Below are 21,934 nucleotides of genomic sequence, written 5' to 3'. Positions count from 1 at the left end.
CTCCCCCCTCCCCCCCGCCCGATAGGGCCGGGCGCCTGCTATACTGGCCCCATGACAGCGAATCGAGCGGCCGCAACGGAGCGTGCCGCCCGCACACGGAAGGAGCGGCCATGCTCTACGACAACGTCATGGTTCCCTACGACGGATCGCCCTCGGCCACGGCGGCGTTAGCCGAAGCCGTCCGCTTCGCGAAGGAGGATCCCGGCCTCACGCTGCACATCGTGCAGATCATGGACACCGAGAAGCTGGTCATCGAGAAGCTGGAAGCCAGCGGCCCCGTGAACGGCGCGGTGCCCGACGGCATGCGCGAAGCGCTTGAAGAGGTGACCGCCGAGGCGAACGGTCGGCTGCACGGGCAGGTGGACGGCATGCTGGCCGGCCTCATGAACAAGGTGGTCGTCGAGCTTCTGGAGGAGACGCACCCCGGCTCCCAAATTGTCTCCTATGCGGCCGACCACGATTGCGACCTCATCGTCATGGGCTCGCGCGGGCTGGGCGCACTGCGCGGCATCCTGGGCAGCGTGAGCAGCCACGTGCTGCGCGAAGCGGCCGTCCCCGTCCTGGTGGTGAAGGAGTAGCGGTCCGCGCCTTGGGGGGTGACCTCCGCAGGTAAGCAGGATGCCGCGCGCTTCGGCGCGTTCGCGCGGCGCAAGTAGGATGCCGGCCGGCCACTTTTGCGCGTTCGCGCGGCCTCTGCCGATTCCGTTTTAGCATACCCCCCCTACCGCAGGTTGGTCACAAACCGCGCCCTGTGGCACTCCGGACGGCCAATCCGGCGCGCCGGCGAGCCGCGCGATTTCGGCGACCTGGGGATTCTCCGGACACGAGGGGCGCGGAGAGCGGAAAGGCGACCCCGCGCGTGCCACAGGGCGCGGTTTGTGACCAACCTGCGGTCGACCCCCGCCGAGCCGCACCCGGCGGGGTCCGCGCCAATCCTGGTTTCTAACAGGGAAATTCCCGAAAAACGGCCAAGTTGCCGAGTTATGAGTCTTTTTCGAGCGACTTTGGCGTTTCCCCGAAAGCCCTTTCAGCGGAAAACGCCTGGTCGCGCATGTTCGCCAATCCCAATATGCCCGTCGGGTCGTTACAAACGACTCATAACTTGGCAACTTGTGACTCATAACTCAAGAACTTGTCCGTTTTTCGGGAATCATCTTGCATGGACGGGTGCGAAGGGAGGGCTGCGGCGGGCGCGGCGCACGAGGTGAGGGCCGATGGACAGGCAAAACGCACGAAAAGGGCTGCGACGCGCGATGTTTCACGTGAAACATCGCGCGTGCTACAATGCCTCCCGCAAGAAAAATGGCCATGATGGACGTGCGGAAACGCACGGGGCCGGCTCAGGACGCATGCGGCGTCTCCCGGTGCCGACCTCAGGGAAATCGGGGTGAGAGTCCCCGGCTGTGCCAGCAACCGTAACTCCGGCCGCGTCTGCGGCGCGCCGGACAAGTCGGAATGCCTGCCATCCTCGCAGAGCCCTGGAAGAAAGGTACCCGTATGAACGGAACCACGCCCCGGTGCGCCCATGCGCGCCGCGCGAGCTTGTCGAAAACGGCGTTCTCGCTGTTCCTCTCGCTGCTTTTGGCAGCGCCGCTGATGCCGCTGCCCGCCTGGGCAAGCAATCCCGACGCACCCGAAGCCGCAATCGCTTCCGCCGCCAGCCCAAACGCCGGCGACGCGCCGGCAGCGCCCGCCGCCTCCCAGCCGGAAGGCGCGCCATCCGGGGAATCGGCCGGCAACGCGGCCGACGGCGGAGCGCCCGCCAACGGCAGCGAGGCGAGCGGCAGCGGGACGGGCAACGCGGCCGGCGGCGGCGCGTCCGCCAACGGCAACGCGACGGGCGACGCGAGCGGCAGCGGGGCAACCGACGGCGGGGTCGGCGGAACAGCGGGCGGCAACACGGCCGACGGCGGCGCAGCTGACAACGGCACAGCCGGCAGCAACATCCCGACGGACCCCGCCAACAGCTCCCCCGCTGCGGACTCCGACGACGCACCCCCGACATCGGCGGCCGACGGCGCGGCTTCCGCGCAACCGACCGCAGCCGCGCTTGGGCAATCCGACGACCCCGCACGCAACCCGGAGCCAACGCCATCGACGGACCGGGAAGATCCTGCCGCGCTCGCAGCACAAGACGCCTCCGAAAGCGAAAGCGCCCTTGTGACACCCACGGTGTCGGTCATCGGGCGTCCGCTGGATGCGCTTGCGTGGGAGTACTGGGCCTACGAGGTTCCCGTGAGCGTGGAAAGCGGCACGTCGGCGCAGGATGCGGTGTGCGCGGCCCTTGACGCGACGGGCCTTGCCTACGAGCTGGGCACGTACAAGGACGAACCTGTCATCACGTCGCTGACCTCGGCAGACGGGTCGGTGACGCTTGCGAACAAAGGCTCCAACTGGAACGTGTTCCGCAACGGCAAGCCCGCCGGCTACTTCGGCCAGTTCGGAACCAGCCCGGTGACCTCGGACGAGGCGATAACCGTATGCTTCGCCGACTACATTCCCTCTGCCGTCGCGCGCACGAGCGTGAACGTGCGCGTGTCGGTGATCGGCCCGAACGCGGAGGGCCAGGACGCCTGCTGGGCGGAAAACGTCCGCTGCAAGGTGCCGCTGACAGACGGTGCGGCCAGCGGCGCGGATGCGTCGAAGATGGCGTTCGACGCGGCGGGGTTGCGCTACGACTACGTGGAGGAATACGGCTATCTGAACACCATCACCTCGCCCTACACGGGACAGGCCCTCGGGTGGGACCAGGACAGCCACGCGTATTGGAACCTCTACGTGAACGGCGAATGGTCCACCGTGGGCGCCAGCTCCGTGAACCTTGCCGACGGTATGGAGATCACCTGGTACTACGCGCCCGACGCGGCCGAGCTGCCCAACACAGCCGAGCTGACGAAGCAGAACGTGACGTTCTCGGTGGTGGACGCGAGCGGCCAGGCGGCTACGGCGTGGGTGAACGAACGCACGCACCGGGTTGACCAGGGCACAACGCTGTACGAGTTTGTGGAAGCGATGCTCAACGAGGCGGGCATCAAGCGCGAGCTGTCCTACGACCAGGAAAGCGGCAACCTGACCATCTCCTCGATGACCTCCCCTGCGGGCGAGGTCCGCGCAAGCGACAGCAGCGACCCGGGCGCGCCGCGTTGGAAGGCGTTCGTCAACGGCACAGCGGTGGAGGACGGCTCGACGGCGCTGACCACCGGCGATACCGTGACGCTGGCGTTCACCGCCGCCGATGCGCCGCCGCAGATGATCACGCTTGCGGGCGCCGTCATCGGGCGCGACGCCGCAGGCGAGGCGGAAAGCTGGGGCAGCGGGCTTGCGGTCACGGTGCCCGCGGGCGCCGACGGCGTGACGGTGGCGAAGGCCGTGCTGGATGCGGCGGGCGCCTCGTACGCGTTGGACGAAGACGCGACGCTCAACATGACGCGCGTGCTGTCGGTGACCTCGCCCACCGGCTCAGGCGTGACGCTGACCGGCGGAGATCCGGATGAGTGGGGCGTGGTGTCGGGCGATGCCTGGTACCCGTACCTCAACGGGGAGTGCTTCGACACGTGGGTGAGCCGCTTTGAGGAAGGCGGGTCGTTCACGGGCGGCGAGGGCACGAAATTCGCCGGTTTTGTGGCGGGCGACGCGTTCACGCTGTACTTCGGCGCGTACCGCGAGAAGCTGCCCAACGTGGACGGCGGCGACCCCTCCGATCCGGGCATCGAAGTGGATCCTGACGCGCCGCGGCCCGATTTGGAAAGCCCCTGGCCGGGCTTCGCCGCCGGCGGTGCGGCGGGCGGCGCGGTGGTTCAGGACGTGCCCACGCCCACGGAGTCGGCGCAATTGGACTGGTCGTACTCCTATGGCGCGCCGCGTACCGGCGTGTCGGACCCCGTCATCGCGGGCGACTGGATGTACGTGGTGGCCGACGGCGCGCTCATACAGCTCGACCTGAAAACCGGCAAGGAGCTGGCGCGTGTGGACACGGGGGCCAGCTCGGCATACTTCTGCCGTCCCGTGTATGCGGACGGCCTGATTATCGTGCCGGCCGATGACGGTAGCCTGGCGGCGTTTACAGCCGACGCGCTCACGTGCGTGTGGAAAACCCCGGCGCTTTCCGCGGCGACGGAAGGGTCCTACCAGTCGCTTTCGTCGCTCACGGTCGCGGATGGCCGGGTGTATGCCGGATTTACCGTGGTGGGCAACGTGGATGAAATGAGCGCGGGCGTTGTGGGAATGCTCAGGTGCGTGGACACAGATGACGGTCGCGTGGTCTGGCAGCGGGACCGCGCGACGGCGGACACTGGTGTTGCCGAGGGTTGGTACTGGGCCGGCGCGGCGGTGTCGGGGGACGACCTCGTTATCGGCGGCGAATCGGGCGCGGTTGAGCTGCGGGACGGCGATACGGGCGATGTGCTTTCGTCGGTGAAGGTGGGCGAGAAGGTGCGCGCGAGCATCGTGGCCGTCCCGGGCGAAAAGGACGCGTTCCTGGCGGTTTCCTACGATGGCACGCTGCACAAAATTACACGAACGGGCGATGAACTTTCGCCCGCGAAGTCGGTTTCCTTCGCGGCAAAGTCCACGTCCACGCCCGCCGTGGTTGGGGGAAGGGCCTTTGTGGGCGGCGTGGACGCGGAAGGGTACGGCACGCTGTCGGTTATCGACCTGGCCACGATGAAGGTTTCCACCGTGCGCGCCGACAAGGGCGAGGTGCAGAGTTCGCCTTTGGTATCGGTGCTGTCGAACGGCGACGTGTGGGCGTACTTTACCTGCAACGCGGAACCGGGCGGCGTGTACGCTTACAAATTGGGCGATACGTCCGTCTATCGGTTGTACGTTCCTGCGGAGGGCGCGCAGGAGCACTGCACGGCATCGGTGGTGGCCGACGCGCAGGGCAACCTCTACTACACCAACGACTCCGGCATGTTGTTCAGGCTAAAAGCGGGTGGTTCTGGTTCGGGGGGCGCGGAGGAGCCGGAGAAACCGGAGGGGCCAAAAGGGCCGGAGAAACCGGATGATTCGGATGACGATGACGGAGACGATGACGAGCATGCCGACGATAAGACCACCCCTGACAACACGACGCCGATTACGACGGCGCCGCCCGTCACCACGCTGTTTGGCGCGATTGCTCCGAACGCCACGCCGCTTGCGGCCGATGCGCAGGCGGACGCGCGGAAAACGGAGGCTTCCGCGAGCGAGGCGGCGAAGGGGACGCAGAACACCGGCGCTGACGCCCCGGCGACGTCGGCGACCGCCGAGGACGCCGCCGGGGCCGCCGCTTCGGGCGTGCCGCTGCTGGCCGTGGTTGGGCTTGTGGCTGGCACGATGCTTCTGCTTGCCGCCGTGGCGTGGCTGGTAGCCTTGCGCCGTCGAGAGAGGGAGAAGGGAGCGCAATGACAAACGAGGGGAAGAACGTGCACGGCGAGGACCAAGCGGAAGTGACGGAAGCGACGGAAGCGACGGAAGCGCGGGAGGAGGGCGCGGAAAGCGTCATGCCCGCCAACCCGACGCAGCCTCTTTGCACTGGTAGAGGCGCCGACAAGGGCGCCAAGGATAGCGCCAAAGCCGCCGCGCTCCCCGTGGGCGCGGCGGCGGATGGCGCACAGAGGGAAGCGCCCGCGCCGCGGCGACGCGCGCGGGCGGCGGCGTGGTGCCTAGCGGCGTTCGCGACCTTCATCATCGCCGTGTCGGGTTTGGCGCTGTTCTCCGCGCTTTCGTCCTCTGGTGGCGAAGAGGGTGCGGATGGCGGGGCTTCCGTTCGGGTGGTTGCCGACGCGGATAAGCCGAGCGCGGAGGATACCGATGCGTTCCGGGATGCGGCAACCGAGGACGCTGGCATAACCGAGGACGACCCATCTTCGTCCGCCGATTCCGCGAACGCGTCGAACGATGGCGCTCGTGCCGGTGCCGGTGACGGCACGGCGACGGAACCCTCCGCAGAGAGCGGCTCCTCCGCGACGGGGAGCGCCGCGGGCTCTTCCACGTCATCCGCGGCGCAGGGTTCTTCCTCGGGCGATTCCTCCGCAACGAGCGATAGCGCGGCCAACACCCCTTCGTCTCCCGACCAGGGCGCGGGCGGTGGTTCGTCCGCCGGCTCGGAGGCGCCGGCCGCCATTACGGTGCGGGTGAGCGTGGATTCCAGCAACGCCGGGTCGCCGGTGTCCTATGCGGGCACGCTCACGTTTGACCAGGGGGCGACGGCCTACGACGCGCTCAAGGGCACGGGCCTGGCCGTGGCGTCCACGTACAACGTGGGGTTTGGCAGCGTGTACGTGCAGAGCATCGGCGGTTTGGCCGAGCGCGCGCAGGGGTCAAGCAGCGGGTGGAAGTACTTCGTCAACGGGTACGAGCCCAATTTCGGGAGCAGCCTTTACACGCTTGCCGATGGTGATTCCGTTATCTGGAAGTTCGTGCTGTCCTCGGAAGAGGGGCTGTAGCGCCGCGTGGGAAACGCGTTTTCGGCATACCATCCAGCGACAGCGTTTGCGTACCTGACCTGCGCTCTTGTGCTGGCTATGGCCGCCATGCACCCCGTGTGCGTTGTGCTGTCGCTGGTGGGCGCGTTCGCATGCTCGTGCGTGTGCCGGTCGGTGCGTGCCAGCGTGCTGTCGCTGGCGTGGGCGGTGCCGCTGGTTGCGCTGGTCGCGGCGGCGAACGTGGCGTTTTCCGCGACGGGCTCCACCGAGCTGTTCCGCGTAGGGGCGCGGGCGTTTTATCTGGAAGCGCTCGTGTACGGAGCGTGTTCGGGCGCCATGCTGGCGGCGGTGCTGCTGTGGTTTTCCAGCTACGCGGCCTGCATGGACAGCGAGAGCACGCTCACGTTGTTCGGAGGCGTGGCGCCAGTAGTGGGGCTGTTGGCATCGCAGGTGCTCCGGCTGGTGCCGCAGTTCGTCGCGCGCGGGCGCGACATTCAGGCCGTGGCGGACGCGGCCTCGGCCGCCGCCCCTGTCACAAAACGGGACCAAGGGCGCGGGCGGCTGCGCACCGTGTCGGTACTCATGGGCTGGGGTATGGAAGATAGCCTGGTCAGAAGCGATTCCATGCGCGCCCGCGGCTTTGGGTGCGGTGCGCGACGCACCACCTATCGGCGACATCGCGTTCGTCGTGCCGACGCCGCGCTCATCGCGGTGACGTTGGCGCTGGCCGCCGTGACCGGGGTAGGCGTGTGGGCGGCGTGTGGGCGAGTTTCGTTCTACCCGCGCGTGGAGGGGCTGGGCGACTGGTGGTTGTTCGTTCCCTACGTGGTGTTTCTGCTGATCCCGATGGCGTTAAAGGCGAGGGAGTGGTTTCTGTGGCAATAGTGCGCGCAGAGGGATTCTCGTTTTGGTACCCGCTTGATAGCGAGGGGGCGCGTGGGGATGCGGGTGCGGGCGGGTCCGCTGACGGGCGGGGCGAGCGCATGGCTGCAGCAGGGCGCGTGCACGGAGAGAAGATGACTGCGTTGGGCGGTCAGGCGGAAGTGGCTGTTGCTGATGGCAACGTGTGCGCATGCGTGGATGCAGACACACCCGCATCTACGTGCGAGCCTCATAACGCTCTTTGCGTGCTCAACGGCGTGTCGTTTGCACTGGAAGAGGGCGAGTTTTGCACGGTGGCCGGCCCGTCGGGTTGCGGTAAAACCACGCTCTTGCGCTCGCTCAAACCCGAGCTTGCGCCAACGGGTACGTGCGCGGGAACGGTGGAAGTGCTCGGCGCAACCCTCGTGCGCGACGGCCAGCGCGCAAGCGAGCTGGACGCGCGCGCCTCGGCGAAGGGCATCGGGTTTGTCATGCAGGACCCCGCCGCGCAGATCGTGTGCGACACAGTGTGGCACGAGCTGGCGTTTTGCCTGGAGAACCTCGGCATGCCGCAAGAGGCCATGCGTCGGCGCGTGGCGGAGGTGGCGCACTTCTTCGGCATCGAACCGTGGATGCGAGCGCGGACCGAGACGCTTTCCGGCGGGCAGATGCAGCTGGTGAACCTGGCTGCGGTGCTGGCCGTCAGACCGCGCCTGCTGCTGCTGGACGAGCCCTGCGCCCAGCTGGATCCGCACGCGCGCCAGCAGTTCCTGCTCATGCTGGCGCGCGTGAACCGCGAGCTGGGCGTCACGGTGATGATGGCCACCCACGCGCCCGAGGACGTGGAGAACCTGGCCACCCGCCGCTTGGACCTTGGCGATGTGGGCCACATGGGCACGCGCGAGGAAGCCCTGGCCGCCCTGCGCGGCGGCGAGCGGACGGCGACCGCGCCGCCTACGCTGGCCGGCGGATCCGCTGCAGCCGGGAGGCCCGCCCCAACCGGCAGCGCGCCTATCGCAACCGAGGGATCCACCCTAACCGCCAGCGCACCCGCCGCAGTCGGTGTACCTGCCCCAACCGGCAGCACGCCCGCCGCAGCCGCCTCGCCGCGCTTCGCCGCCTTCGGCGCGTTGCGCGCACGCTCGCAAGGCGCCCCCTCCCCCGCCATCGAGGCACGCGAAGTGTTCTTCCGCTACGAGCGCAGCGCACCTTGGGTGCTGCGCGGCCTGGACGTGAGCGTGGAGCGCGGACGCGTGCACGCCTTCGTGGGCGGCAACGGCTGCGGCAAAACAACGCTGCTCAAAGTGCTGGCCGGCGCGGCCTCGCCCCAGCGCGGGCGCGTGCGCAACAACCTGGCCGCAAGCCAGGCACTTTTGCCGCAGGACCCCAAGGCCCTGCTCGTGTGCGACACGGTTGACGAAGAGCTGGCCGAATGGCAGGAACGCTGCGGCTACTCGCGCGCCGACGTGCAGGCGACCATGGAGCGCTTCGGGCTGGCAGACTTGGGAGGGCGCTGCCCCTACGATTTGTCCGGCGGCCAACAGCAGAAGCTCGCGTTTGCAAAGCAGCTGCTCACCGGCGCGCAGCTGCTGTTTCTGGACGAACCCACCAAAGGGCTCGACCCCGCCTCGTGCGCCGAGTGCGCGCGCACGGTGCGCGAGCTGGCCGAGGAGGGGCGCACCGTGGTTATGGTGACGCACGACCTGAATTTCGCCGCCGTATGCGCGGACACGGTGTCGTTGGTGTTCGACGGAGAGCTGGCCTGCACCGAGCCAGCTGCAAAGTTTTTCGCCTCCAACCTGGTGTACCGGCCCGACGACGCGTCGCGCCTGTACGGAGCGCTGCTGTGACGGCCCGGCAGGACAACCGGCCGCCTCGCGGGCGCGTCGGCGCCATCGTCGAGGGCGCGGCGCTTGCGGCCGTGCCCGCAGCGCTGTGCGCGTGCGCCGCCTTCGGGGTGGAGCAGGCGGCGCTCCTGTCGTTTGCGACGGTGGCGGTATCGCTTCTGGTGTTCTTCGCAGGCTTCGAGCGGCGCGCGCCCCGGCTGCGCGAGATCATGCCCGCAGCGGTGCTGGCGGCGCTGGCGGCCGCAGGGCGCATCCTGTTCGCCCCGTTTCCCGACTTCAAGCCCGTCTCGGCCATCGCCATCATCGCGGGCGTGGCGTTTGGGCGGCGCTGCGGGTTTTTGGTGGGGTCGCTTGCGGCGCTCGCGTCGAACTTCTTCTTCGGACAGGGTCCGTGGACGCCGTGGCAGATGTACGCCTGGGGCATGGTGGGCTACCTGGCCGGACTCATCGCGCAGACGGGCCTTTTCGACACCGCGCCCAAGACGGTGTACGTGTATGGCTTCGCTTCGGCGCTGTTTTACGGACTCATCCTCAACTTGTGGTCCATCCTGGGGTTTTTCCACCCGCAGACTCCCGGGCAGTTCCTGGCGGTGTACGCGGCTGCGCTGCCCTTCGACCTGACGCACGGCGTTGCCACCGTCGTGTTCCTGCTGGCGCTGTTCGCCCCGTGGCGCCGCAAGCTCGACCGCATCTGCCGCGTCTACGACCTCCGCAACGATTAATCCCTCCCATGTTTCACGTGAAACACCTCCGCATTCCTCCTTCCCCTCACTCCTCCCTTGACGCCATCCCGAATGTTTCACGTGAAACATCCCCGCATTTCTCCCACCCTCTCTCTTCATCCCCCTCTTCCGTTGCTGCTACCCCAAAATATTCCACGTGAGCCATCCCCTCTTCGCCTCATCCTCACCCTTCGTCGGCCCACCACTTCCCAACGATGTTTCACGTGAAACATTGCCACGCAAATACCCAAGGACGTCATCACGCACCCCACACTTTGTGTTCGTTTGCGTTGCCAAAAGTTTCGATCGTAGTCGAATCTATACTCCTTATGTGATATAGTTTCGATTATAGTCGAAACTAAGGAGTACCCATGATTGAGCGTCCACGTTATCTGTCTGCATTGGAGCCGTTTATCGGCAAGCAAGTGATAAAAGTACTCGTTGGCGTGCGTCGTTCGGGAAAATCGACTTTGCTTGCTCTTGTGCAGAACGAACTTGAACGACATGGGGTTTCGCGCGCAGATATGCTTACCGTCAATTTTGAGTCGGCGCGTTTTTCGCACATCGCGTCTGCGAACGATCTGGTCGAATATGTGTCTCGCCATGCGCGAACCGACCGCAAGCAGTACCTCTTTTTTGATGAAATCCAGGAGGTGGAAGGTTGGGAGCGTGCTCTGCGGTCGTTCATGGTGGACTACGACGCCGATGTGTACGTAACGGGGTCGAATGCCACGTTGTTATCGAGCGATCTGGCAACGCATATTACGGGACGCTACGTACGCATTCCTGTGCATCCGTTCTCGTTCGCGGAATGGGTCGCGGCGTTTTCCCGCGAGGAGGAAGCCTCCAACGAGCGGAAGATGTTCGATCGCTATGTTGAGCAGGGGGGCTTCCCGTTCCAAGTTGAACTGGATTTTGCGGCGGAATCCACGCTGCGCTACGTGGAGGACGTATATTCCACCATTCTGTTCAAGGATGTGGTAAAGCGCAACGGGATTCGTGATGCCGATCAGCTAGAACGCATCGTTTCGTACGCGATTCGCGAAGTAGGACACGCGTTTTCCGCGCAAAGCGTGTCAAACTATTTAAAAAGCGAGCGGCGGTCGGTGTCGGTTGATACGGTATATGGCTATCTGCGTGCCGCAGAGGAGGCGTGCCTGCTCTATCGTGTGGGCCGTGAGGATGCCGTAGGAAAGCGAGCATTGAAGTTCAACGAAAAATTCTACGTGGTTGACCATGGCATTCGTCAGGCTCTGGGCATGGACAATCGCAGTTCCATCGACCAAGTGCTCGAGAATATTGTATGCATGGAACTGTTGCGGCGTGGCTGGAACGTGACGGTGGGAAAAGTGGGCGATAAGGAGATCGACTTCGTTGCGCGCAAACGAGAGCACGTCGAATATTACCAGGTGTCGTACCTTCTTGCCGATGAGGCTACGAGAGATCGGGAGTTTGCTCCGCTCGAAGCACTTCCGGACAATTTTCCCAAATACGTACTCTCCCTTGATGAGTTTCCCGTGTCGCGCAATGGGATACAAGGCATGAAGCTTATCGAATGGCTCTTGGGATAACACAAGGCAAAAAAGCTGCGTGCTGGCCTGTTGTTTCACAGAGAACCGTTTCGCGCAGCCCCGTTTTGCTGTCATTGATACTCCTGAAGTCAAACGAATGTTTCACGTGAAACATTCGTACACGTTTCGAAGAAGCTCGGGAAAAGGCGCTCACGAGTCGCGGGTGCGTTCGACGCTGTTGACCGGAGCGTGTTCGGGCTTGCCGTCGTGCGGAGGAGGCGGTGCGCTCGGCAAGATGTTTCACGTGAAACATTCGTACGTACGCCTACGGAAGTCTTGCCGCCCGCTGCACCCGCCGCTCCTTCTGCGTCTCCTGCCTTTCCCGTCTCCCCATCGTCTCTCCGAGGGCAGCGCGTGGCGGTCATCGTGGGGATGGTTCTTCTCACCATCGGTCTTGCGGGCCTCTGCATACAGTTTGGCCCTAACGCGCTTGCGTTTCTGGCGGACGTACCGCGCTTTCACGTTTGGGTGGATAAGGCGGGCGTGTGGAGTCGCGTCGCGTTTGCGATTGCGAATGTGGCGCAGATAGTTGTGACGTTTTTGCCGGGCGAGCCTCTGGAGCTTGTCGCGGGCTATGCGTTCGATTTTCTGGTCTTTCTTGTGCTTGGAACGCCAAAAGATCTGCTCACCTACGTGGCCGGCCTAAGCAAAAGCCCGCTCTGGCGCATCGTGACTATTGCCACTGTGGGACGCATCCCTTCCATTGTGTCGTCTACGGCATTGGCTGGCGCGTTGGGAGAGGGTGAGTATCTGGTGGCGGTGCTCGTTGCAGCTGTGACCGTTGTGCTTGCACTTGTGAGCGTGCTTGCGTATCAGCAGATATCTTATTGAGCGTCAACAAACGTGTAATTATTGAGAATGATTCTCAATAACACCAATTCGTAACCCTGTTCCCCTGACGAAGGGCGTATGATATGAGCAGAGAATTCAGCTAAGCCTGAGGACAAGGCCGCGCGAACGACCGTCATCGGACGCCGCCGACCCTTCCAAAGGGCACGAAGAAAGAGAGGGACACCATGCCCAGTTTCGCGAATCCGTTCGCCGGCAACGTCGAACGCAAGATGACCAACGCCGAGCTTATGCAGGCCCTGCGCCTGGACATAGCCGGCGAGCTTGAGGCCATCTACCTGTACGAGTCGCACTACCTGGCCACGGACGACCCGGTGGCCAAAGCCGTGCTCGCCGACATCCGCGACGAGGAGAAGGCCCACATGGGCGAGCTTATCACGCTCATGCGCCATCTGGATCCCAAGGAGACCGAGTTCTTCTTGGAGGGCGAAGGCGAAGTGCAGGAGCAGCTGGCGGAGCTGGGCATAGCCACCGACGGCGGCATTGCGCCGGCGCCGGCCGAGCCCGCCCCCGCCCCCACGGTGGGCGACCTGTCGTAGCGACCCATGCGAGGGACCGCGCGCCGGCGAACCCGCGCAGATCCCGTCGGCGCGCGACCGCTTCCCGGCAGACGAGCGCCAGCGCAAGAGGCTCCGGCCGCACGCACCGCGCACGGCCAGGGCAGCCCGCACTCCCCTTCGGCGCGCAGGTTGCCCTCCGGAAGCTGCGCGTGCAAGCGACCCACCTCCTGCACGCACGCGCACGTACCCCTCGTATCCCCTGTTCGAGCGCGAATGTTTCACGTGAAACATTCGCCATGCCGCGCCCCCCACGCGCATCGCGCACGGCGCATGCGCACCGCAACCGTTGAAAGGAGTCCGTCATGGATTACCTCGCCCGAGAATCGGCCGACCTGCCGAACGAGCTTTGGAACCGCATCGACGCCGCCGTCATCGACACGGCGCGCGCCCACTTGACCGCCCGCCGCTTCCTCAAGACCTACGGCCCGCTGGGACCCGGAGTCACCACGGTGGCCGTGGACGGCGTTGCCAAGGAGGAGGTGCTCGAGGACGGCATCGGCCGCATCGTCGGCCGCACGCAGCTTGAGCTGCCGATGTTCTACGAGGACTTCACCCTGCTGGGCCGCGACGTTGAGCTGGCCGCCCAGACAGGCATGCCGCTGGAGATGGCGCCCGCCATCGCCGCCGCCAAGCGCGCCGCGCGCCGCGAGGACGATCTGGTCCTCAACGGCAACCGCACGCTCGGCACCGACGGCCTGCTCACCGTGAAAGGCGCCGGCAAGGTGAAGCGCCGCGACTGGAACGAAGGCGAGAACGGCTTCGCCGACGTGGCCGCCGCCGTGTCGCAGCTGGCCAAGAACGGCTACCTGGGCCGCTACGCCCTGGCGGTGGCCCCCGACCTGTACCTGGCTCTGCAGCGCCTGCAGCCCAGCACCGGCCTGCTGGAGATCGACCGCGTGAAGAAGCTCATCGGCGACAACGTGTACATGGCCAGCGCGCTTGACGCCGGCAAGGCCGTGCTCGTGTGCGCCGAACCCGAATACCTCGACCTGGCGCTGGGCATCGATTTGTCGGTGGGCTACGCCGAGCTTGTGGACTTCAACCACCACTTCCGCATCATGGAGACGGCCGCTCTGCGCATCAAGGACCCCGCCTCCATCGTGGTGTTCTCGTAACGCGCGCCAAAAGCCAACCGATCATTTTCTCCCGAAGGAGCTGCGACAAAGACGCGCAAAGCCCCGCGCCCGAAGCGAAAGGAGCTGCGACCCATGCAGGTTGCAGCTCCTTGTTTATCGGAGGCTTTTGCTGCAGCGCCGTTCGCCGTTACGCGCCCGCTATGCCGAACCCTTCCGCACCCCGGGCAGCCAGTCTGAACCTGAGCGGCCTGCGGCTCACAACGTCAACGAGTCCCGCATGCTCCAACTCCGACGCGTACTTGCGCGCGCTTTGGACCGTGACCTCAAGATAGCCCGCCATATCGCGCAGCGCCACGCTGGGGTTCGCCCCGAACAGCGTCACCTGCACCATCTGATACAGAAGGGCACACGCGCGCTCGGACAGGCCGAACGCGGCCTTCAAGCCTCCAAGACGCTCCTCGGCCTGCGCCAGCGCATCGCGCCGCGCTTGCAGCTCGGTCACCAGATCGTCTTGCGCAATTCTGATCAGGTCCATCATTTGCAACACGAAAAACGTGGCCTCGCCGTGGTTGAGCGGATGCTCCGTCACCGAAAATGCCCGATAGTAGGCACTTTTGTGCTCGGCGATAACTCGCGAAAGCGAAAGCGTGGTGGGCAACGACAACGGATTGCTCAAGTACAACGCCAGCAGAAACCGGCCCGTGCGGCCGTTCCCGTCGTAGAAGGGGTGGATGTATTCGAACAGGTAATGCGACAGAAGCGCGCTGTACAGCTCCGGCATCTCCTCGGACGCGGCCAGCCCGATCATCGCGCGGAGATGCGAGACGATGGCGGACTCGGGATGCACGCCCCGATGAACGACCCGCTGCGTGGAGGCCCTGACATCCACGCCATCGGCTCGGAACAATTCGCCGTCAAGCGCATCGTCCAGCCTGAGCGTCCCCGCCACAACGGCATCGTAGAGGGCGCGCACATCTGCAGGCGTCTTGGGTGGAGCAACGTCTCCACTGGTCAAACCCAAGTAGAGGTTCGCGAACTCCATGAATTGTTTCGCCCGCCGATCTTCGCGCGCAGGCTGGTCAATGCTGTCGAGCGCTTCCTCGATCTGCTTGCGCGTGCTGCGGACGCCCTCCATTTCGTTTGTGCACACCACCTCGTCGATGATGAGGTTGCGAACGTACGCGCCTTGTGCGATGCCGGGTACGCCGTTCCACGACTGCGAAACCTTGCGCTCGGCACGCAGAACCTGCTCAGTCGCCATCGACAACTCACGCGGAACAGCCAAGAACAGCTCGCCCGTCCCCACGTCGATGCCCGTCCTGAACGTTGAGGGCGCCGTCAGGCGCGCATGCGCTTCGCGCCTGTTGGCGGATTCCCTGTCGCTTGAAGAGTCTTCGTAGAACAGCTTGTCAAGCCTTTTGTAGGCCATGTCGCAGAACCTTTCGCTCTATCTAGGTTCACGATTCTAGCGCGTCCGCGGGATCCTAATCGTGAAAAATCGTGATTTTTCACGATTAGGATGCGATGATGCGTGCCGTTTTTCTACTTTTGGGACCTTTTCACGATTATCCGTTGCGGCCGGCCCTTATTTTTCCTCGTTTTTCTCCGTCGGCGGATGGCGGGGCCGCGGCGCGTGCTGCGGGCGCAACCGGCCCCTGTTACAATGGCACAACCGAAGCCGCAAAGGGAAGCGCACGAAAGGAGCAAGGTAACCGAACCTATGGCCGCCGCCCAACAACAGACGACCCGCCCGCTGTGGACCTACAAGGTGCTCCTGCTCGTTGCGGCCGCCATCTGGGGTTTGGGCACGGTCGTCATCAAATCGACCGTCGACCAGTTCCCGCCGGCCTGGCTTGTGGGCGTGCGCTTCACAGCGGCCGGCATCATCCTGGGCGTCCTCATGCTGCCAAAGCTCAAGCGCACCCTCAACGCCGACCATCTGCGGAAAGGGTCGGTGTTGGGCATGTTCTTGTTCCTGTCCTATTGGGCGAACTCCACCGGACTCACCGACACCACCGCCTCGAACAGCGCGTTTCTCACATCGCTGTACTGCGTCATCATCCCGTTTTTGGGTTGGGCGCTGCGCGGACCGCGGCCGACGCGCTTCAACATAGCGGCGGCGCTCGTGTGCGTCGCGGGCGTGGGATGCGTGTCGTTCGCCGGAGCGGCCGGATTCTCGCTGCGCCTCGGCGACCTGGTCACGCTTTTGTCCGCGTTCTTTTTAAGCTTGCACGTGCTGTTCACGGCGAAATACGCGCAGGGGCGCGACATGGCGCTGCTCACCGTCGTGCAGTTTCTGGTTGCCGGCGCGCTGGGCTTCGGGGCGGGGCTTGTGTTCGAGCCGATGCCCGCGTTCGCCGCGCTCGACCTCGACACGTGGCTGAGCCTGGGCTATCTGGCCGTGTTCGCCTCGTGCATTGCGCTGCTGCTTCAGAACATCGCGGTGGCGCACGTCGATCCGGCGCCGGCGTCGCTGTTCCTGGCCACCGAGTCGGTGTTCGGCGTGACGTTCTCCCTGCTGTTTTTGGGCGAGGCGATCACCGGCCCGCTGTTCGCCGGATTCGCGCTCATCTTCGCCGGCATCGTGGTGAGCGAGTACCTGCCCTCGCGCGCGACGCGCAGACGGGGGAAGGTCCGCGAAAGGGCATAAAAAGGCCCGTGCCGGGACAGGGGGAACCCCGGCACGGGCGCGGCGAAGCCTCCGCGAGCGAAGAGGAGGGATGCGAAGGCTCACCTTTCGAAGATGTTCGTTCCCTTCATGCGTTCCCGCATGGTGTTGACGATCTGCTGCGCGTTGCCCAGCTGCACCGGACGCGGCGCCATGGCGTAGCGATGCGCGGCACCGCTCGTCAAAAACGCCGTGCGCGCCTCATCGCGCAGAATGATGGCGCCCTCCGGGCAGATGTCGCGGCAGCTGCCGCATTTCACGCAGTCGGCGGGAGCGTGAAGCACGCCGAACGCACCGTCCTCGTCGTCGAATTTGCGAATGGCGCCGGTTGGGCAGAACGTCGCGCACATACGGCACGACGAGCAGCGCGCGCCGTCGATGACCACGCTTCCCCACAACCGGCTTGCCAGCGCATCGACCTGCGGCTCCCCCAACTGCGCAAGGCTGTCGAGCACCCGTTCGCGCCGATTGGGAAGGAAGTGGGGCAGGGTGCCGTCCTTCATGACGCGCACCACGGCAAAGGCATCGGAAGAGCCGGAGGCCGCGTGGTCAGGCCCGTCGGGGTTCACCGGCTCGTTTCCGCGCTCCTGCGCGAAGTACGCGTCCAGCGCCCGCCGCGCCGTATCCGTATTGACCCCGTCGGCCAGGGCGAAGGCGGGCACGTCGCGCGTCACCAGCACGCGCGCGTCGCTGCCCCAAGCCGCAAGCAGCCCGTTGGCCTCGGCGGCCACCAAGCGAGCGGTGTCCAGCCCCGGCTTTTGCGCGCACCGCGAGCATTCGCCGCACACCAGGCGCACGCGGCGCACGCCCTTGACGGCCAGCGCGCAGACCAGCGACTCGTCCACGCGCCCCAGGCACACCACGCCCGCCGCGCGCCCTTCAACCAGCAGCCCCGACAAGGCCCGCCGCACCTGCTCGCACGCGATTGCCACCTCGTCGCCCTGCCGCGCTGCCAGGCACGCCTGCTCAAGCTGGGCGTCTGCGGGGTTGCGCGCCTCAAGCGCGCAGGTGGGGCACACCGTGGCGCAGGTGCCGCACCCCACGCATTTCCGCGCGTCCACCGCAAGCCGCCCGTCAACAAGCGCGATGCACCCGGACGTGCACGCCTCGGCGCACCTCAGGCACTCCACGTTGCGGTTGCGCACCTTGGCGCACCTGTCTTGGCGCACGCGCACGGCCGCGCCGTCCACGCCCTCCAGCACACCCAGTATGCTCCGATTCCCCGCCATTTAACGCGCCGAGCTTTCCTCGCCCTTGGCAAGCACCACCTTCGCCTGGCCCGTCGCGCCGTCTTTCTTGAACGTGAACGGCATGCTGACGGCTCCGGTGGGACACGCGTCCACGCAGGCGCGGCAACGCGTGCAGTCCGCCAGCGTGCGCTCGCCGTAATCGGGGTGGCGCAGGTTGATGTCGGCGTCGCACGCCATGGCGCACCGCGAGCACGGCGTTTTCTTGCCCGTCTCCAGGCACTTGGCGTCGTCGATGACCGGCTTCCACGTGCGGCCGAACCGCGACACCAGGTTCATAAGGCCCGCCAACGGGCAGAACCGCGTGCACCACTTGCGCAAAAACACCAGCTCGGCCACCAGGACGGCGGGCACGAGCACCACCGACCACGTCATGTCGCCGAACGCGAACAACCGCCAGAGCACAAGCACCGTGGCGAAGGTGAGCCCGATGGGGCACACCAGGCAAAACACCGGAAACCCGAAGACGGCCGTGGAGAGCAGCGCCCCGCCCAGCACGTAATGGCGCGAGTCCAGCTTCTTGCGCGTTTGCTTGCAACCGCCGCAGGAGGCGCAGCCGTGCTTCGCCGGAGCCGCAGCTGCCGCGGCGGCATCGGGCGCCGGGGCCGGGGCCGCAGCGCCGCCGGCCGTCTGGGCCGCCCCGGTCCTCGCAGCCGCACCGGCGGCTGCCGGGGCCGCGTCGCCCGCCGTAGCCGCGTCGCCGCCGTCCGCCGCAGCCGCGTCGATCGCGGAAGCGCCGGCCGCGCCCATCTCGCCGCGCGCGATGCCCAGCATCTCGTTGCGACGCCGCTCCTCCAGCTGACGACGCTTCTTGGGCGAACGGAAGAACCCGCGCACGCGGTCGAGCACCGGCACGGGGCACACCCACCCGCAAAACGCACGGCCCACGAAGAACACGAGCACGGCCATGATCGCGATTGACACCGCCGCACGCGGCACGAACGTCTTCGTGGCTATCATGGTGGCGATGGCCCCCAGGGGGCACAGCGCCGCGATGTCGTTCCAACCGAAGCCCGAAAGCGTCCCCAGGTTGACGCCGACCACCAGCCCAATACACAGCACCGCGAACACGACGGTCGCCACGACGGTGCGGATCTTGCTTGCCTTCATGACGAGACCCCCTTACTCCAACGTTTCCAACGGGCGCACCACAACAGCCCGCTTTGTCGCTCCGGAGGCGATGGAACCCGCCTTCAACGACACGCACACGCTCTCGCAGGCGCCGCAGCCCACGCATTTGTCCTCGATGACGTGCGGCTGGGGGTTGGCCCCCTCGGTGGAAAGCTCTATGGCGTCGAAGCCGGCCTCCACGCACGCGTCGTAGCAGTAACGGCAGCCCGTGTCGCGAAACGCCAGGCACTGGGCTTCGTCGATGACGGCCAAGCCCAGCACGGTGCTCTGCGCCACAGCGCCCTCCGGCAAGGTCAGCGCCTCGGTGGGGCACGTGGCCACGCACAGCGGCACGCCGCCGTTTTCCTGCGCGCAGAAATCGCACCAGCCATCGTCGAAGCTCAGCGCCGGAGAGCGCATGCCCAAAAGCCCGTCTTCCACGTGCGCCGGCACGATAACGCCGCGCGGGCACGCCTCGTAGCATTTCTCGCAGCGAATGCAGGCGCTCACCAGGTGCGACTCGTCCTGGCCTCCCGGCGGTCGCACAAGCGGGTTGTGCCCGGCGTAGCGCAGCGCCCCCAAACCCAGAAGCGCCGCCGTGCCGCCTGCGCCGATGAGCAGCGAGCGGCGCGACACGCTCAAAGGCCCCTTGGCGCGCGTGCGCCCCGCGTCCTGCGCGCCCCCTGCGGCGGCGTCCGTCTCCCGAGCGCTTTCCGCGGCGGCGTCCGCCCCCCGGGCGCCTCCTGCGAAAGCAGGGCCGCCCGCGTCCTGCGCGCCCCCCGTCCCGGCGTCGGCGCCGTGCGCCCCAACCTTCTCGTCTTCGCTCATGTTCCTCTCCTCTTCGCTTCTGGAATGCACAGGAAACCGCATAAGCGAAAGGGCTTGGGCCGCGCCGCGAAAAGCGAGGCCGCAACCGGGACCCAAGCCCTCTCCGTCATGCGTTTTCAAGCGAGCCGCGAACAGCGGGCCGCAGACCGCAGGCCCGGGCCGCAAGCCGCGAGCACCGGCCGCAAGCTGCAGACCGCAACCCGCAACCGCAGGCCGCTCCCGCATGCGGGCCGCGCCCGGAAGCGCCGACCAGAACGCCCCGGACGCGCGCCCGCCGTCCCGCTAGTACAGGGCGAACACGCTGATGGCCACCACGTACAGGATGACCCTCCAGCAAATGCCCCCCACAGTGCAGCACGCCAGCGCCGCGCCCGCATAGCCCGCAAGCTTCGTGCCGGCCGCCTTCTGCCGCAGCGCCAGCCACGTCAGCGCCACGGGCGCCGCAATGCCCACCGCGATGGCACCCAGCCAAAACGCCACAGCCTGCGAGCCCGCCAAGATGCTGCCCACGATGCCCGCGCGGTCAACCATGGCCACATCGGGCAGCGTCGGGTCGAAGTAGTACTGGATCTCGGCCGAGTACAGGCCCGCCGACCCATTGATGACCAGCGCGTACACCAGCACCACCGCCAGCTGCAGCACGCCGCCGGCAAGCGATGCCTTAAGCGCAAGCTCCTGCGCGTCGTCGGCGCCGGTGACGCCCGCCACGACAGTCGCCGTCAAGCCGCCCATGAACACGGCATTCACCACGTAGTACGCGATGAGCAGCGGCGTGTCCCACGAGGGCAGCGCCTCCATGAGGTAGCTGTCGCCGGTCACGGCCGGCAGCCCCAGGCCCACCACGATGGCCAGCACGCCGCACCACTTGGGCGCCATGCCGTCCTCGGAGCGGCGCATCATGAGGAAGTACAGCACCAGCACCACCGCGAACACGATGCAGCCGATGAACTCCAGCGTGATGCCGGACGTGATGTGGCCGAAGCCGTTGAAGATGCGCTCCCAGTGCTGCAGGTGCATGAACACCGCGATGCCGCCCACCGCCAGCGTCGCCAGCGACACCGCAAGCGAGGCGATCTGCATCTTCTTGCCTTTGCCCAGCACGCACAGCAGGCCCTGCACGGCCAACGTGCCGCCGGCTACGCACAGGAAGAACGTGAAGAGAATAAGAGGCCATTCAGGATGCATGTTCTACTCCCTCCACTTCCGGCCCTCGCGCATGAGGTACATGAGCTTGGGGCCGTTGCCCGCGTCCACCAGGCGGTGGATGTCGCTTTCGGAGTACGGCTCAACGTAGTCCTTCAGCTTCACGCGCGTCTTGGTCATCTCGTCGTACTGGCAGCCGGGGCTGTCGGGATGCGCCGGCCCCTCGAAATTGTCCACGCCCTGGTCAAGGTCGCCGAAAAAGCGCGCCCGGGCGCCGCACTGGCTGACGCATTGCGGCAGCTCGCCTTGGGAGATGCGCTGCTCGCACATGGTGCATTTCTCCACCACGCGCTCCTCCTCGTTGAGGTAGCGCACGCCGTAGGGGCAGGCCATCGCGCAGAACTGGCAGCCGATGCACTTGGACTTGTCCACTTGGATGGTGCCGTCCTCGCGCACGTGGGACGCCTCGGTGGGGCACACCTTCACGCACTCGGGGTTCTCGCAGTGCTGGCACTGCACGGGAAGGAAGTACATCTCGACATCGGGGAACTGCGCCCCCTCCGTTTTGGGATGCGGGCCCACGCGCAGCGTCTTGATCCAGAAGTTGCCCACCGGCACGCCGTTGATGGCCTTGCACGCCACCGTGCAGGCGAGGCATCCGGTGCAACGGTTCAGATCCGTTACGATCGCATAGTTCGCCATGGAACAACCTCCTTCCTATTGATGGTTCTTCGAGTACTGACCCAGCTCGTCGCCGCCCGCTTGGCCGCTGACCAGCTTGCCGGCAGCCTGCAGCTCGGGGATTTGAACGGAGGGCTGCAAACCGGTTGCGGACAGGTTGGCAAACGTCATCTCCACGTTGGAATCGGCCAGGCGCGGGTCGTTGGACAGCCACTCCTTCAGGCGCGGATCGTTGGCGTTGGTGATGGCGGGGTTGCCCTGCGGATCGCACGGCACGGGGTTGTTGAACGGGCTGTTCTCCTCGGTGGCCTTGTAGATGAGCACCGGAAGGCCGCGCAGCTGGGAGGCGCCGCACACCCAGCAC

General features: G+C 66.1%; 18 protein-coding genes and 1 riboswitch. Of the genes, 11 read left to right on the top strand and 7 right to left on the bottom strand.

The features are described from left to right. The first annotated feature begins 110 nt into the window (after positions 1 to 110). The 10 genes from ACWKY3_RS01165 to ACWKY3_RS01120 all read left to right on the top strand — a co-directional run bounded on the left by ACWKY3_RS01165 (position 111) and on the right by ACWKY3_RS01120 (position 13,932). Complete coding sequence (locus ACWKY3_RS01165; protein ID WP_449314595.1) at positions 111 to 578, top strand: universal stress protein; 468 nt, start codon at positions 111 to 113, stop codon at positions 576 to 578. Between the two features lie 786 nt (positions 579 to 1,364). Continuing rightward, a riboswitch (adenosylcobalamin-variant (AdoCbl-variant) riboswitch) is annotated at positions 1,365 to 1,466 on the top strand. Positions 1,467 to 1,497: 31 nt separating this feature from the next. Further along, the gene (locus ACWKY3_RS01160) at positions 1,498 to 5,388 is read left to right on the top strand and encodes a DUF4430 domain-containing protein (protein WP_449314594.1); all 3,891 of its coding nucleotides are present in this window, start codon (positions 1,498 to 1,500) and stop codon (positions 5,386 to 5,388) included. Continuing rightward, positions 5,385 to 6,428 carry a DUF4430 domain-containing protein gene (locus ACWKY3_RS01155; protein ID WP_449314593.1) on the top strand — a complete coding sequence of 348 codons (1,044 nt, stop codon included), beginning with the start codon at positions 5,385 to 5,387 and terminating at the stop codon, positions 6,426 to 6,428. Before ACWKY3_RS01160 ends, ACWKY3_RS01155 begins: the two co-directional genes overlap by 4 nt. 6 nt (positions 6,429 to 6,434) lie before the next feature. Then, positions 6,435 to 7,292: an energy-coupling factor transporter transmembrane component T gene (locus tag ACWKY3_RS01150; protein ID WP_449314592.1), complete on the top strand. Its 858-nt coding sequence runs from the start codon at positions 6,435 to 6,437 to the stop codon at positions 7,290 to 7,292. Further along, on the top strand, positions 7,274 to 9,118 hold the full coding sequence (locus tag ACWKY3_RS01145) for an ABC transporter ATP-binding protein (protein WP_449314591.1): 1,845 nt from the start codon (positions 7,274 to 7,276) through the stop codon (positions 9,116 to 9,118). The genes ACWKY3_RS01150 and ACWKY3_RS01145 overlap by 19 nt, the downstream gene beginning before the upstream one ends. Further along, positions 9,115 to 9,837 carry an ECF transporter S component gene (locus ACWKY3_RS01140; protein ID WP_449314590.1) on the top strand — a complete coding sequence of 241 codons (723 nt, stop codon included), beginning with the start codon at positions 9,115 to 9,117 and terminating at the stop codon, positions 9,835 to 9,837. The genes ACWKY3_RS01145 and ACWKY3_RS01140 overlap by 4 nt, the downstream gene beginning before the upstream one ends. 371 nt (positions 9,838 to 10,208) lie before the next feature. Next, the gene (locus ACWKY3_RS01135; protein WP_449314589.1) at positions 10,209 to 11,408 is read left to right on the top strand and encodes an ATP-binding protein; all 1,200 of its coding nucleotides are present in this window, start codon (positions 10,209 to 10,211) and stop codon (positions 11,406 to 11,408) included. A gap of 354 nt (positions 11,409 to 11,762) precedes the next feature. Continuing rightward, positions 11,763 to 12,239, top strand: coding sequence for a hypothetical protein (locus ACWKY3_RS01130; RefSeq protein ID WP_449314588.1), 477 nt, complete (start codon positions 11,763 to 11,765; stop codon positions 12,237 to 12,239). Positions 12,240 to 12,424: 185 nt separating this feature from the next. Beyond that, on the top strand, positions 12,425 to 12,796 hold the full coding sequence (locus ACWKY3_RS01125) for a demethoxyubiquinone hydroxylase family protein (protein ID WP_449314587.1): 372 nt from the start codon (positions 12,425 to 12,427) through the stop codon (positions 12,794 to 12,796). A gap of 323 nt (positions 12,797 to 13,119) precedes the next feature. After that, positions 13,120 to 13,932: a family 1 encapsulin nanocompartment shell protein gene (locus ACWKY3_RS01120; RefSeq protein WP_449314586.1), complete on the top strand. Its 813-nt coding sequence runs from the start codon at positions 13,120 to 13,122 to the stop codon at positions 13,930 to 13,932. A 148-nt stretch (positions 13,933 to 14,080) separates the two neighbouring features. On the opposite strand, the gene ACWKY3_RS01115 is transcribed toward ACWKY3_RS01120, so the two are convergent. Next, the gene (locus ACWKY3_RS01115; RefSeq protein ID WP_449314585.1) at positions 14,081 to 15,322 is read right to left on the bottom strand and encodes a Fic family protein; all 1,242 of its coding nucleotides are present in this window, start codon (positions 15,320 to 15,322) and stop codon (positions 14,081 to 14,083) included. Between the two features lie 291 nt (positions 15,323 to 15,613). Between ACWKY3_RS01115 and ACWKY3_RS01110 the strand changes: the two genes are divergently transcribed. Beyond that, a complete protein-coding gene (locus tag ACWKY3_RS01110; RefSeq protein WP_449314584.1) occupies positions 15,614 to 16,543 on the top strand; it encodes a DMT family transporter in 930 nt (309 codons plus the stop codon). A gap of 80 nt (positions 16,544 to 16,623) precedes the next feature. Here the strand turns inward: ACWKY3_RS01110 and ACWKY3_RS01105 are convergent, their stop codons facing one another. The 6 genes from ACWKY3_RS01105 to ACWKY3_RS01080 form a co-directional block, all read right to left on the bottom strand. Further along, positions 16,624 to 17,790, bottom strand: coding sequence for a 4Fe-4S binding protein (locus ACWKY3_RS01105; protein ID WP_449314583.1), 1,167 nt, complete (start codon positions 17,788 to 17,790; stop codon positions 16,624 to 16,626). Then, entirely contained in the window at positions 17,791 to 18,918 is a 1,128-nt protein-coding gene (locus ACWKY3_RS01100; RefSeq protein WP_449314582.1) for a 4Fe-4S binding protein, read from the bottom strand. It lies immediately after the preceding gene. 12 nt (positions 18,919 to 18,930) lie between these two features. After that, positions 18,931 to 19,746 carry a 4Fe-4S dicluster domain-containing protein gene (locus tag ACWKY3_RS01095; protein WP_449314581.1) on the bottom strand — a complete coding sequence of 272 codons (816 nt, stop codon included), beginning with the start codon at positions 19,744 to 19,746 and terminating at the stop codon, positions 18,931 to 18,933. Between the two features lie 282 nt (positions 19,747 to 20,028). Beyond that, entirely contained in the window at positions 20,029 to 20,931 is a 903-nt protein-coding gene (locus tag ACWKY3_RS01090; protein WP_449314580.1) for a dimethyl sulfoxide reductase anchor subunit family protein, read from the bottom strand. Between the two features lie 3 nt (positions 20,932 to 20,934). Further along, entirely contained in the window at positions 20,935 to 21,591 is a 657-nt protein-coding gene (locus ACWKY3_RS01085; protein WP_449314579.1) for a 4Fe-4S dicluster domain-containing protein, read from the bottom strand. 15 nt (positions 21,592 to 21,606) lie between these two features. Continuing rightward, positions 21,607 to 21,934, bottom strand: a 328-nt coding sequence (locus ACWKY3_RS01080; RefSeq protein ID WP_449314578.1) for a hypothetical protein, incomplete at its 5' end; no start/stop codon positions are given.

The sequence above is a fragment of the Rubneribacter sp. genome (assembly GCF_965361815.1).
Note: the sequence above shows the minus strand (reverse complement) of the source record. Positions and strands in the feature narration are given on the sequence as shown.